General features: G+C 72.0%; 12 protein-coding genes and 1 pseudogene. 10 read left to right on the forward strand and 3 right to left on the reverse strand.

Annotated features, from left to right (window positions below; all coding sequences use genetic code 11):
* The 6 genes from FRZ03_RS00545 to FRZ03_RS00570 form a co-directional block, all read left to right on the forward strand.
* The coding region (locus FRZ03_RS00545; protein WP_146463005.1) for an IS701 family transposase at positions 1-947 on the forward strand (947 nt) is incomplete at its 5' end.
* Between the two features lie 274 nt (positions 948-1,221).
* Positions 1,222-2,379 (forward strand): flavodoxin-dependent (E)-4-hydroxy-3-methylbut-2-enyl-diphosphate synthase, encoded by a 1,158-nt coding sequence (ispG, locus tag FRZ03_RS00550; protein ID WP_146463006.1) that lies wholly within the window; start codon positions 1,222-1,224, stop codon positions 2,377-2,379.
* A 170-nt stretch (positions 2,380-2,549) separates the two neighbouring features.
* Complete coding sequence (locus FRZ03_RS39930) at positions 2,550-4,361, forward strand: eCIS core domain-containing protein (protein ID WP_261398444.1); 1,812 nt, start codon at positions 2,550-2,552, stop codon at positions 4,359-4,361.
* 130 nt (positions 4,362-4,491) lie between these two features.
* On the forward strand, positions 4,492-5,340 hold the full coding sequence (locus FRZ03_RS00560) for a GNAT family N-acetyltransferase (RefSeq protein WP_146463007.1): 849 nt from the start codon (positions 4,492-4,494) through the stop codon (positions 5,338-5,340).
* A gap of 19 nt (positions 5,341-5,359) precedes the next feature.
* A complete protein-coding gene (locus FRZ03_RS00565) occupies positions 5,360-5,890 on the forward strand; it encodes a GNAT family N-acetyltransferase (protein ID WP_146463008.1) in 531 nt (176 codons plus the stop codon).
* Between the two features lie 74 nt (positions 5,891-5,964).
* Entirely contained in the window at positions 5,965-7,668 is a 1,704-nt protein-coding gene (locus FRZ03_RS00570; RefSeq protein ID WP_146463009.1) for a proline--tRNA ligase, read from the forward strand.
* Positions 7,669-7,748: 80 nt separating this feature from the next.
* On the opposite strand, the gene FRZ03_RS00575 is transcribed toward FRZ03_RS00570, so the two are convergent.
* Genes FRZ03_RS00575 through FRZ03_RS00585 form a run of 3 tightly spaced genes read right to left on the reverse strand, consistent with a single transcriptional unit; the run spans position 7,749 to position 9,476 of the window.
* A complete protein-coding gene (locus FRZ03_RS00575) occupies positions 7,749-8,657 on the reverse strand; it encodes an aminoglycoside phosphotransferase family protein (RefSeq protein ID WP_146463010.1) in 909 nt (302 codons plus the stop codon).
* A 34-nt stretch (positions 8,658-8,691) separates the two neighbouring features.
* The gene (locus FRZ03_RS00580) at positions 8,692-9,186 is read right to left on the reverse strand and encodes a ferritin-like domain-containing protein (RefSeq protein WP_146463011.1); all 495 of its coding nucleotides are present in this window, start codon (positions 9,184-9,186) and stop codon (positions 8,692-8,694) included.
* Entirely contained in the window at positions 9,183-9,476 is a 294-nt protein-coding gene (locus FRZ03_RS00585; RefSeq protein ID WP_146463012.1) for a hypothetical protein, read from the reverse strand. The genes FRZ03_RS00580 and FRZ03_RS00585 overlap by 4 nt, the downstream gene beginning before the upstream one ends.
* A 284-nt stretch (positions 9,477-9,760) precedes the next feature.
* Here FRZ03_RS00585 and rimP point away from each other — a divergent pair, with 284 nt between their 5' ends.
* The 4 genes and pseudogenes from rimP to FRZ03_RS00605 all read left to right on the forward strand — a co-directional run.
* The gene (gene rimP / locus FRZ03_RS00590; RefSeq protein WP_146463013.1) at positions 9,761-10,267 is read left to right on the forward strand and encodes a ribosome maturation factor RimP; all 507 of its coding nucleotides are present in this window, start codon (positions 9,761-9,763) and stop codon (positions 10,265-10,267) included.
* 2 nt (positions 10,268-10,269) lie between these two features.
* On the forward strand, positions 10,270-11,256 hold the full coding sequence (gene nusA, locus FRZ03_RS00595) for a transcription termination factor NusA (protein ID WP_146463014.1): 987 nt from the start codon (positions 10,270-10,272) through the stop codon (positions 11,254-11,256).
* A gap of 135 nt (positions 11,257-11,391) precedes the next feature.
* Complete coding sequence (locus FRZ03_RS00600; protein ID WP_146463015.1) at positions 11,392-11,688, forward strand: YlxR family protein; 297 nt, start codon at positions 11,392-11,394, stop codon at positions 11,686-11,688.
* Positions 11,689-11,832: 144 nt separating this feature from the next.
* A pseudogene (locus FRZ03_RS00605) lies at positions 11,833-12,093 on the forward strand (translation initiation factor IF-2 N-terminal domain-containing protein); the annotation flags it as partial.
* Positions 12,094-12,293: the final 200 nt, after the last annotated feature.

Raw genomic sequence — 12,293 nt, forward strand, 5'->3', positions numbered from 1 at the left:
GAGTGGCACATCAGTACTGCGGCGCTTTGGGCAAGCAGGCGAACTGCCAGGTTGCGGTGAGCGTGCACGCCGTCACCGATGCCGCGTCCGCCCCCCTGGGCTGGCGGCTGTTCCTGCCCAAGGACTGGGAGCAGGACTCAGAGCGGCGCCGGGCGGCCGGGGTCCCGGAGGGGGTGGGGCACCGCGAGAAGTGGCGCCTGGCCCTGGACATGCTCGATGAGCTGGCCGGATGGGGGCTGACGCCTCCACTGGTGGTGGCTGATGCCGGATACGGGCAGAACGCTGACTTCAGGGCTGCGGTGGCCGACCGGGGCATCCCCTTCGTGGTCGGTGTCCGCGCCGACCTGGCGGTTCAACCGCTGGACGCCCAGCCCACCGTGCCTGCCTGGTCGGGGAACGGCCGTCGGCCCCAGTCCCGCTATCGGCAGCCTGCAGTGTCCGTGGGCGAGTTCGCCGGGCAGGCGGGGCCTTCCCAGTGCACTGAGGTCACCTGGCGAGAGGGAGCAAGCGGGCCGATGACCTCCCGCTTCCTCATGGAGCGGGTACGGCCGGCAGGCAGGCGCTCACGGCAGATCGCCAAGGCCGCAGCGGCAGCCGGACAGCAGGAGTGGGACGGCGTCCTGCCCGATGTGTGGCTGCTGGCGCAATGGCCCGACGGCGACGACCGCCCGACCCGGTTCTGGCTGTCCGACCTCCCCGAGGACACCCCGGTCGCGGACCTGGTCCGCCTGGCAAAGGTCCGCTGGCGCATCGAGCACGACTACCGCGAACTCAAACACGGCCTGGGCCTGGATCACTTCGAAGGCCGCTCCTGGACGGGCTGGCACCACCACGCCACCCTCGTCACCGCCGCCCACGCCTTCCTCACCGAGCAGCGACTGTCCCCAAAAGCCGACACGCCGGACTCACCCTCTACCAGATCCTCGACGCCCTCCAAGACCTGCTGAACTGCTGGAGCGGCATGTGTGCCACCTGCCACCAGCCCGTCCCCCGCATCCGGACCAGACACCGAGCAGCCAGAACCACAGAGACCTAACGGAGTCCTACTAACCGCCGGGAGCCGAGCGGCCCGGGACGCGGGGACATTCCGGGCCGCATTCCAACGAGTGGGTTTCGCGGGTGGGATGTGCCGGGGCGTACGCCGGTGCCGTAATCTCGGATCTCGGAGCCCGCCGTATCACGGGACCGGACCTTGATCCACGACTTGGGGTTGCACAGCAGATGACTGCGATTTCTCTCGGCATGCCGTCCGTTCCGACCAAGCTCGCCGAGCGCCGCAAGAGCCGGCAGATCCAGGTCGGAAGCGTGCCGGTCGGCGGGGACGCGCCTGTCTCGGTCCAGTCGATGACCACCACCCGCACCTCCGACGTCGGCGCCACCCTCCAGCAGATCGCCGAGCTGACCGCGTCCGGCTGCCAGATCGTCCGCGTCGCCTGCCCCACCCAGGACGACGCCGACGCCCTCGCCACCATCGCCCGCAAGTCGCAGATCCCGGTGATCGCGGACATCCACTTCCAGCCCAAGTACGTGTTCGCCGCCATCGAGGCCGGCTGCGCCGCGGTCCGCGTCAACCCCGGCAACATCAAGAAGTTCGACGACCAGGTCAAGGAGATCGCCCAGGCCGCCAAGGACCACGGCACCCCGATCCGCATCGGTGTCAACGCGGGCTCCCTGGACAAGCGCCTGCTCCAGAAGTACGGCAAGGCCACGCCGGAGGCGCTGGTCGAGTCGGCGCTGTGGGAGGCGTCCCTCTTCGAGGAGCACGACTTCCGCGACATCAAGATCTCCGTCAAGCACAACGACCCGGTCGTGATGATCGAGGCCTACCGCCAGCTCGCCGAGCAGTGCGACTACCCCCTCCACCTCGGCGTCACCGAGGCCGGCCCCGCCTTCCAGGGCACCATCAAGTCGGCCGTCGCCTTCGGCGCCCTCCTCTCCCAGGGCATCGGCGACACCATCCGGGTCTCGCTCTCCGCGCCCCCGGTGGAGGAGGTCAAGGTCGGCATCCAGATCCTGGAGTCCCTGAACCTGCGCCAGCGCGGCCTGGAGATCGTCTCCTGCCCCTCCTGCGGCCGGGCCCAGGTGGACGTCTACAAGCTCGCCGAAGAGGTCACCGCCGGCCTGACCGGCATGGAGGTCCCGCTCCGCGTCGCCGTCATGGGCTGTGTCGTCAACGGCCCCGGCGAGGCCCGCGAGGCCGACCTCGGCGTCGCCTCCGGCAACGGCAAGGGCCAGATCTTCGTCAAGGGCGAGGTCATCAAGACGGTCCCCGAGTCCAAGATCGTGGAGACCCTCATCGAGGAGGCCATGAAGCTGGCCGAGAAGATGCAGGACGAGGGCGTGGAGTCCGGCGAGCCGTCGGTCTCGGTCGCGGGCTGACCCTCCGCCTTTCCCGAGTCCCGTCACCCCGCGGTGGCGGGACTCCGTCGTACCCGGGCGGTCTCGGTTTGCCCTCGGGTCTGCCCTTGCCGCCCTGGTGCGCGGACGGCCGACCGGGATAGGCACGTGCTGCGGCATCGGTGCGCGAACTCGAACGGACGGAGCTGATCATGCACGCACGTCACGAACCGGAGGGCAAGGACTCGCGGGAGTCCGCCGGACGGGCGGCCCGGCCGGCCGGCGGTGCCAGGGCGGCCGAGCCGGCGGTCCCGCTGCCGCCGGCCGGACTGCCGGCGCTCCAGCGCGCGATCGGCAATGCCGCCGTGGTCAGGATGCTGGCCCAGCGACACGAGCGCGAGGACCCGGCCGCCGCCGACGAGCACCCCGTCCAGCGGTCGGCCGTGCACGACGTGCTGCGTTCGCCGGGGCGGCCGCTCGACGGGGCGACCAGGGCGGACATGGAGGCGAGGCTCGGCGCGGACTTCTCCGACGTCCGCATCCACACCGGCCCGGCGGCCGGGCGGTCGGCGCAGGAGATCGGCGCGCGCGCCTACACCTCGGGCAACCACGTGGTCGTCGGCGAGGGCGGCCGGGACCGGCACACCCTCGCCCACGAGTTGGTCCACGTCGTCCAGCAGCGCAGCGGCCCGGTGGCGGGCACCGACAACGGGGCAGGGCTCTCGGTGTCGCATCCGTCGGACCGGTTCGAGCGCGAGGCGGAGCAGGTCGCCACCCGGGTGATGTCCCGGCCGGCCGGGGACCACGCGGCCGCTCCCGCCGCGCCGTCCGACGCCGGCGCGGGTGCCGGGCACGCCGTCCAGCGCATGATGGGGTTCGAGGCCGAGCGGGACAAGCGGGTCAAGTCCCAGAAGGGCGAGAAGCTGCCCGGCGACACCGACATCGCCGAGAGCAAGCGGGCGGATTTCAAGGTCGTCTCGGACTCGCGCGGCCTCGCCGGCGGCGGCGCCTACTCCAACATCGAGTTCGTCACCGGCGCCGTACAGGTGGTGGGCACCAAGGCGCAGGCGGGGCCGGACGAACTGGACCGGATCGCCGACGAGATCAGGCGGGTGAGCGACGGGTTCTACGCGGCGACCGAGGGGACCCGCCTGTCGGCGCTGAAGCTGGACCTGCGGCTGCTGACCAAGGGCGTGACCCTCAGCAGCGAGGGCTACACCGAGAGCGCCGGCCAACCGGGCATGGGGGACGGCCTGTTCGTCCACTACTCCATCGGCGTGCCGCTGGCCGGCATGCCGCTGTTCTTCGACCTCTACCGGGCCGACGCGCAAGCGCGGGAGGCCCAGGGCAAGCGGACCGTGCTGCCGGACGCCCAGCACCGGCTGAACCAGGCCCGGCCGTTCGCGGCGGCGGAGGTGGCGCGCTTCTCGCAGGCGACCGGGTCGGCGCTCGACACCACGGCGCTCGACGGCTACCTCCAGCTCGTCTACACGCAGGTCGCCGCCGTGGCGGACTACGTCGCCGTCGAACAGGGGGAGGGCGACCGCTTCGCCTCGCCCCAAGGGCAGATCAAGAACTGGACCATGTTCCTCTCCCGCTCGCGGCTGAGCGACACGTTCCAGCTGCTCGACCCCGAGATCAGGGCCTATCTGGCGGCGAACCACGACGACATCATCGAGCGGCTGTCCGCGTTCCACGAGACGACGGCGACCGGGCAGCAGGCCACGTTCTTCGACAACGCCGAACGCGCGCTCCCCGGTCTCGACCCGGTGTCCCTGGAGACCTACGCGCAGTCGGCACTGGGCGCCGCCCCGCCGGTGTCCCAGCAGCAGGTGTTCGGAGGGATGAACGAGATCGCCCCGCACGGGGTCGAGGGCGCGAACGTGATCCCGATGGAGATCCGCCTGATCGGGGACTCGATGAAGACCTGGGACGGCCTCAAGGCCGAGCTGCGCAAGATCGCGGGATGGGCCCAGCACTCGTACCAGCAGGACCGCCAGATCAACGCCGCCACCCAGCAGTAGCGAGTCCGCCCGCCCGGCGCCGGGGGCCGCCCCCGGCGGGACCCCGGCCCCCGAGCCGGGCGGCACACGGCAAAGGCGGCGCGGCTATAGTGCGGAGACCAGCACCAAGCCCAGAGTGAGGCCCCCGCACTTGTTGACCCAGACCACCTCACGGGTGCTCGATCCGAGCGACCTCGACGCCGCGCTCGCCGTTCTCGACCGCGAGCCGGTCGCGAACGCCTTCGTGACCGCGCGCGTCCGGGTCGCCGGGCTCGACCCCTGGCGCCTCGGCGGCGAGATGTGGGGCTGGTACGAGGACGGCATGCTGACGTCCCTGTGCTACGCGGGCGCCAACCTGGTCCCGATCTGCGCGACCCCGCGGGCCGTGCGCGCCTTCGCCGAGCGCGCCCGGCGGGCCGGCCGCCGCTGTTCCTCCATCGTCGGCCCCGCCGACACCACCGCCGAGCTCTGGCACCTGCTGGAGCCGCACTGGGGCCCCGCCCGCGAGGTCAGGTCCCGCCAGCCGCTGATGGTCACCGACCGCATGCCCGACACCATCGCCCCGGACCCCTACGTCCGCCGTGTCCGCAAGGACGAGATGGAGACGATCATGCCGGCCTGCGTGGCGATGTTCACCGAGGAGGTCGGCGTCTCCCCGCTGGCCGGCGACGGCGGACTGCTCTACCAGGCGCGGGTCGCCGAACTCGTCGGCTCCGGGCGCTCCTTCGCCCGCCTCGACCAGGACGGCAAGGTCCTCTTCAAGGCCGAGATCGGCGCGGCGACCCCCCAGGCCTGCCAGATCCAGGGCGTGTGGGTGGCCCCCGAGCACCGGGGCAAGGGTCTCGCCGCCCCCGCCATGGCCGCGGTCCTGCGCTACGCCCTGGCCGACGTGGCCCCCGTGGTCAGCCTCTACGTCAACGACTTCAACACCGCCGCGCGCCGCACCTACCGCAGGGTGGGATTCCAGGAGATAGGCGCCTTCATGAGTGTGCTGTTCTGAACCCCGGTACCCTCCCCGCATGGATCTCACGATCGCCCCCCTGGACCTGGCCGCCCGCGTGGACGAGGCACTGGCGGTCCAAGCGGTGGCGTTCGGCCTCGGCCCGGACGAAGTCGCCGTACGCCGGCAGATCGTGCAGCGCCACATGCAGTTCCCGGGCGCCCGCGCGCTCGGCGCGACCACCGGGGGACGCCTCGTCGGCTTCGTCTACGGCATGCCGAACTCCCGCACCCACTGGTGGTCGACCGTCGTCGAACCGTATCTGCGCGCGGCCGGCAACGACTTCTGGCTGGACGACTCCTTCGTGATCACCGAGCTGCACGTCCTCCCCGGCCACCAGAACCGGGGCATCGGCCGCCGGCTGATCACCACGATCACGGACTCCGCCGCCGAACCCCGCTCGATCCTCTCCGCGATCGACACCGACAGCCCCGCCCGCGGCCTCTACCACTCCCTCGGCTACGTCGATCTCGCCCGCCAGGTCCACTTCCCGAGCGCGCCGCGCCCGTACGCCGTGATGGGCGCCCCCCTGCCGCTGCGCAGGCGATAACCGATTTCCGCCCTCGCGGCACGCCCGGCTAACCTCCTATGCCATCACCCATATCTGGCAGGAGTACGAGAACCATGGCCAACGCACCGGTCCAGCGCATGTCCCAGTTGATGGCGAAGACGCTGCGCGACGACCCGGCGGACGCCGAGGTCCTCAGCCACAAGCTCCTCGTCCGCGCCGGTTACGTCCGCCGCACCGCCGCCGGCATCTGGTCCTGGCTGCCGCTGGGCAAGAAGGTCCTCGCCAACGTGGAGCGGGTCGTGCGCGAGGAGATGGACGCCATCGGCGCCCAGGAGGTGCTGCTCCCCGCCCTGCTGCCCCGCGAGCCGTACGACGCCACCGGCCGCTGGGACGAGTACGGCCAGGAGCTGTTCCGGCTCAAGGACCGCAAGGGCGGCGACTACCTCCTCGGCCCCACCCACGAGGAGATCTTCACCCTCCTGGTCAAGGACCAGTGCACGTCCTACAAGGACCTGCCGGTGATCCTCTACCAGATCCAGACCAAGTTCCGCGACGAGGCCCGCCCCCGCGCCGGCATCCTGCGCGGCCGCGAGTTCCTGATGAAGGACTCGTACTCCTTCGACCTCGCCGACGAGGGCCTCGACCAGTCCTACGCCCTGCACCGTCAGGCCTACCAGCGGGTCTTCGCGCGCCTCGGCCTCGACTACCGCATCGTCGCGGCCACCGCCGGTGCCATGGGCGGCTCCAAGTCCGAGGAGTTCCTGGCCCCCGCCGAGGCCGGCGAGGACACCTTCGCGGACTGCCCGAACTGCGACTTCGCCGCCAACACCGAGGCGATCGCCTACACCCTCCAGCCGGTCGACGGCTCGGCCGTGCCCGCACTGGAGGAGATCCCCACCCCCGACACCCCGACCATCGAGACCCTGGCCGCCTCGCTCGGCGTCCCGGCCTCCGCCACCCTGAAGAACCTGCTGGTCAAGGTGGACGGCGAGATCGTCGCCGTGGGCGTGCCCGGGGACCGCGAGGTCGACATGGGCAAGGTCGAGGCGCACTTCGCCCCGGCCACCGTCGAGATGGTCACCGAGTCGGACTTCGCCGGCCGCCCCGACCTCGTGCGCGGCTACGTCGGCCCGCAGGGCCTCGGCGAGAAGGTCACCTACATCGCCGACCCGCGCGTGGCCCCCGGCACCGCCTGGATCACCGGCGCCAACAAGGAGCACACGCACGCCAAGAACGTCGTCGCCGGCCGTGACTTCGAGGTCGACGCCTACGTGGACGTCGTGGTGGTCCAGGAGGGCGACCCCTGCCCGAAGTGCGGTACCGGCCTGAAGCTGGACCGCGCCATCGAGATCGGCCACATCTTCCAGCTGGGCCGCAAGTACGCCGACGCTCTCAAGCTCGACGTCCTCGGCCAGAACGGCAAGCCGGTCCGCGTCACCATGGGCTCCTACGGCATCGGCGTCTCCCGCGCCGTCGCCGCGCTCGCCGAGCAGACCGCCGACGAGCAGGGCCTGTGCTGGCCCAAGGAGATCGCCCCGGCCGACGTCCACGTGGTCGCCGCCGGCAAGGCCCTGCAGACCGAGCTGGCCCTCGACGTCGCCGAGAAGCTGGCCGCCGCGGGCGTGCGCGTCCTCGTGGACGACCGCGCCGGCGTCTCCCCGGGCGTCAAGTTCACCGACGCCGAGCTGATCGGCGTGCCCCAGATCCTCGTCGCCGGCCGCCGCTCGGCCGAGGGCGTCCTGGAGCTGAAGGACCGCAGGAGCGGCGAGCGCGAGGAGCTGTCGGTGGAGGACGCGATCGCGCGGCTCACGGCCTGACACCGGACGAGGGTCCCCGCCGCCCAAGGGGCGCGGGGGCCCTTCGTGCACCCTGCGGCCCGCTCACCGCGCGGCGCCGGCTACAGCCACCCGGCGAACTCCAGCAGCAGCTCCCCGTCCTGCGGACGTCCCACCCGCAGCGCCCGCACCCCGGACTCCACCGCACGGAACAGCGTCCAGCCGCGCAGCCGCTCCTGGTCCACCTCCAGCGACTCCGCGAGCCGCTTGATCCGGCGCCGGGTGATGGACGCGCCCGAAGGGGAGGCGATCAGGTCCTCCACCCGGTCGCGCACCAGCCGCGCCAGGTCGAACGCGTGCTCGCCGACCACCGGATCGGGCCCCACCGCGAGCCACGGCATCCGGTCCCCGGCGAGCACCTTGCTCTGCCGGAACGTGCCGTGCAGCAGCCGCTCCTCCGGCGGATCCGCCAGCAGCGCCTCCCGCGCCGCCAGCGCCGCGTCGACGAGCGGGGCCAGCTCCGGCTGCCGCTCCGCGTCCGCCGACATCGCCACCGCCTGCCGCCCGGTGCGCTCCGCCACGGTCTCGAAGGCATGGCCCGCGGGCGGCGTCACCCACAGCCGGCGCAGCGTGCCCGCCGCCTCCAGCAGGGCCTTCGCCTCCGGCAGCGAGCGCACCGAGACGTCCGGGTGCAGCCGTTCGAGGACGAGCACCCCTTCCGCGCCGTCCCGCGCGTCCGCCGACAGCAGCAGCACGGCGCCCAGTCCGCCCCAGTGCGCCAGCGCCGCCCGCTCGCTCTCCGGCCGGGCCCGCGGCGGGGCCAGCTTCAGCACGGCCGGCGCACCGTCCGGCAGCCGTACCAGCACCACCAGGCTGCTGCGGCCGCCCGGCACCTGCACCCGCTCGACGGTCAACCCCCGCCGCGCCACGGCCGCTTCGGCCGCCTCGGGCAGCCGGGCCAGCCAGTCGTCCCCGGCCGGTGCCGTCTCCCCGAGCGCCCGCACCAGGCGCCGCGGCGGTTCGAAAGCCATGCGCGAGCCGTTCCCTTCCTCGTGAATCCTGTGGTCAGCCGGTGGCCGTCGCGGAACCCGACGGCGTCGTACCCGCCGCCCCGGTCCCCTCGCCGGCCCGTTCGGCCAGCCCCGGGAAGGCTACGCCGCGCCCGCTCCAGCCCACCGCCCGCACCGCGGCCTCCCGCAGCGACGCCGCGGCCGAGGCGCGCCGCGTCCCGGTCGCCGCCCGCACCAGGTCGGCGTAGACCCCGGCCAGCCGCTCCTCCAGCCGGGCGGCGAGCCGCGCCGCGTCCGCCGGGTCGCGCACCGAGAACGGCAGCGCGTAGGCGGCGCTCGCCGCCACCGGCCTGCCGCCCAGGTCCCGTACCTCGCGCGCCAGCGCGTCCCGGCGGGCCCGATGGGCGTCGTAGGCGGCCCTGGCCGCGGTGCGGCGCCGGTCGTCGATCCGGCCGCCGACCACGCCGTACCCGTACACCGCCGCGTGCTCCGCCGCCAACGCGGCCTGCACCGCGGTCAGTTCGGCCGACCGTCCGGACTCGTCGCTCACTTGGTGCCCCCCGTCGTCAGCAGGTACGCGTGCGCCGCCCCGGCCGCCGCCACCGAGGCCAGCAGCCGCGCCGGCTCGCCCGGTACGTCCAACAGCTCGTCGTAGCGCGCCAGCAGCGCCTTGCTGTCCGCGGCCGCCCGGGCGCGGGCCCGGACGGTGGCCGAGGGGCCGGTGCCACCGGAGTCCGCGCCGGCCGTGCAGCCGGTGAGCAGGGCGGCGCCGGCGGCCGAGGCGAGCAGGGTTCTTCGGCGGGGCCCCGGGGGGATGCGCGGTGGCGAGGGGTACGGCACGGCAGACGTCCTCGGAGAACTCGTACGACAAGAAGAGCTACGACAAGAAGAGCTACGACAACACGATGAGCGGCCGACGGCCCGCCCGTGATCACCGTACCCGCGCACCTGTCCGAAGCCACTCACCGGCACCGTCCGCCACCACCGGGGCTCACCCGTCCCGCCGCCTGCCGCCCGGTCCGGGCCGTCCACAGGTGGACGGCAACACTCCCTGCGACCGGATACCCTTTGACCAGACACGCGACCCATCCCACAACAGCACACGCGGCCGAGGAGTCACCCGGATGAGCACCACCCAGAGCGAGAGGCTGCGAGAGCTGCTGGAACCGCTCGTCACCTCCCAGGGGCTGGATCTCGAAGAGATCGCCGTCGACTCCGTCGGACGCAAGCGGGTGCTGCGCGTGGTCGTCGACTCCGACTCCGGGGCGGACCTGGACGCGATCGCCGATGTGAGCCGTGCGCTCTCGGCGAAGCTGGACGAGACCGACGCGATGGGCGAGGACGCGTACGACCTGGAGGTCGGAACCCCCGGCGCGGAGCGCCCCCTCACCGAGCACCGGCACTTCGTGCGCGCCACCGACCGGCTCGTGAAGTTCCAGCTGACCGAGGGCGGCGAGCTGGTCGCCCGGATCCTGACCGTGGACGAGGAGGGCCTCGAGGTCGAGGTGCCCGGCGTCAAGGGCCGCAAGGCCACCCACCGCCGCCTCGCCTTCCCGGAGATCGAGAAGGCGCGCGTGCAGGTCGAGTTCAACCGCAAGGACAAGAAGGACAAGAAGGAAGAGGAGGCGTAGCCGTGGACATCGACATGAGCGCCCTGCGGGGCTTGGTCAGGGAGAAGGAGATCTCCTTCGACCTGCTGGTCGAGGCGATCGAATCGGCCCTCCTCATCGCCTACCACCGCACCGAGGGAAGCCGCCGACACGCGCGCGTGGAGCTCAACCGGGAGACCGGGCATGTGACCGTGTGGGCGAAGGAGGAGCCCGAGGACCTGGAGGAGGGGCAGGAGCCGCGCGAGTTCGACGACACCCCCTCGGGCTTCGGCCGGATCGCCGCCACCACCGCCAAGCAGGTCATCCTGCAGCGCCTGCGCGACGCGGAGGACGACGCGACGCTCGGCGAGTACGCGGGGCGTGAGGGCGACATCGTGACCGGCGTGGTCCAGCAGGGCCGCGACCCGAAGAACGTGCTGGTCGACATCGGCAAGCTGGAGGCCATCCTGCCGGTGCAGGAGCAGGTGCCCGGCGAGACCTACCCGCACGGCCAGCGCCTGCGGTCGTACGTCGTCCGGGTCGCCAAGGGCGTGCGCGGACCGTCCGTGACGCTCTCCCGCACCCACCCCAACCTGGTGAAGAAGCTCTTCGCCCTGGAGGTGCCGGAGATCGCCGACGGTTCGGTGGAGATCGCGGCCATCGCCCGCGAGGCCGGCCACCGCACGAAGATCGCCGTCCGCTCCACCCGCGCGGGCCTGAACGCCAAGGGCGCCTGCATCGGCCCCATGGGCGGCCGGGTGCGCAATGTGATGGGCGAGCTGAACGGCGAGAAGATCGACATCGTCGACTGGTCGGACGACCCGGCCGAGATGGTGGCGAACGCCCTGTCACCCGCTCGGGTGAGCAAGGTCGAGGTCGTCGACCTGGCCGCCCGCTCCGCCCGGGTGACCGTGCCGGACTACCAGCTGTCGCTGGCGATCGGCAAGGAGGGCCAGAACGCCCGCCTCGCCGCCCGGCTCACCGGCTGGCGCATCGACATCCGGCCCGACACCGAGCAGGCGGCGGAGTAAGGGGCCGTTGCCGGGGCACCAGCCGAGGCAGCGGGCAGGGAATAGATCCAGGCCGCGAGTGGCTTGGATACGGACAACAGCCGTTCGATCTTTCCCCCGGAGGGGTGAGGTCGGTGCGGGGAGGTAGACTTAGTCGTGTCTGGCCGGACGCACGCCGGAGCATGCCCTGAACGCACCTGTGTGGGGTGCCGGGAGCGGGCGGCCAAGAACGATCTCCTGCGGATCGTGCGGAGCGAGGACGCCTGCGTCCCCGATCCTCGCGGTACGCTGCCCGGCCGGGGTGCGTATCTGCACCCCGCCCTGGTCTGTCTCGACCAGGCGGTACGCCGCCGGGCGTTGCCGCGGGCACTGCGCGCCCCGGGAGCGCTCGACACAAAGGCGTTGCGCCGACACGTCGAGCAGGCAACAGTTGCCGAGAAGGCAACGCCGTAAGACATGCCGTACGGAACACCGTGCGGCCTGGTACCTCGCGAGTCGAAAGCAGGTCGAGATTGCGATGAGCACTCGATGAGTACGCGATGAGTACGCCCATGAACTAGCGACGGTCCGGCTTCACCCGGACCTCAAAGGAGCGAAGTGGCTAAGGTCCGGGTCTACGAACTCGCCAAGGAGTTCGGTGTCGAGAGCAAGGTCGTCATGGCCAAGCTCCAGGAACTCGGTGAATTCGTCCGTTCGGCGTCTTCGACCATCGAAGCGCCGGTTGTACGCAAGCTGACCGACGCCTTCCAGGGTGGCAACGGCAAGTCCGCCAAGCCCGCCCCGCGCAAGGCTTCCCCCAAGCCCGCCGCGCCCTCTCCGGCGCAGGCGGGCTTGGGGGAAGCCTTGCGCGGGGCGGGCTTGGCGGACTTGCCGTTGCCACCCTGGAAGGCGTCGGTCAGCTTGCGTACAACCGGCGCTTCGATGGTCGAAGACGCCGAACGGACGAATTCACCGAGTTCCTGGAGCTTGGCCATGACGACCTTGCTCTCGACACCGAACTCCTTGGCGAGTTCGTAGACCCGGACCTTAGCCACTTCGCTCCTTTGAGGTCCGGGTGA

The sequence above is a fragment of the Streptomyces misionensis genome, assembly GCF_007896895.1.
Classification (GTDB): Bacteria; Actinomycetota; Actinomycetes; order Streptomycetales; family Streptomycetaceae; genus Streptomyces; species Streptomyces misionensis_A.

Excerpts from the sequence above, each read along its gene's own strand:
- ispG (WP_146463006.1), top strand. The coding sequence starts at position 1,222 with ATGACTGCGATTTCTCTCGGCATGCCGTCCGTTCCGACCAAGCTCGCC.
- FRZ03_RS39930 (WP_261398444.1), top strand. The coding sequence starts at position 2,550 with ATGCACGCACGTCACGAACCGGAGGGCAAGGACTCGCGGGAGTCCGCC.
- FRZ03_RS00565 (WP_146463008.1), top strand. The coding sequence starts at position 5,360 with ATGGATCTCACGATCGCCCCCCTGGACCTGGCCGCCCGCGTGGACGAG.
- FRZ03_RS00570 (WP_146463009.1), top strand. The coding sequence starts at position 5,965 with ATGGCCAACGCACCGGTCCAGCGCATGTCCCAGTTGATGGCGAAGACG.
- FRZ03_RS00575 (WP_146463010.1), bottom strand. The coding sequence starts at position 8,657 with ATGGCTTTCGAACCGCCGCGGCGCCTGGTGCGGGCGCTCGGGGAGACG.
- rimP (WP_146463013.1), top strand. The coding sequence starts at position 9,761 with ATGAGCACCACCCAGAGCGAGAGGCTGCGAGAGCTGCTGGAACCGCTC.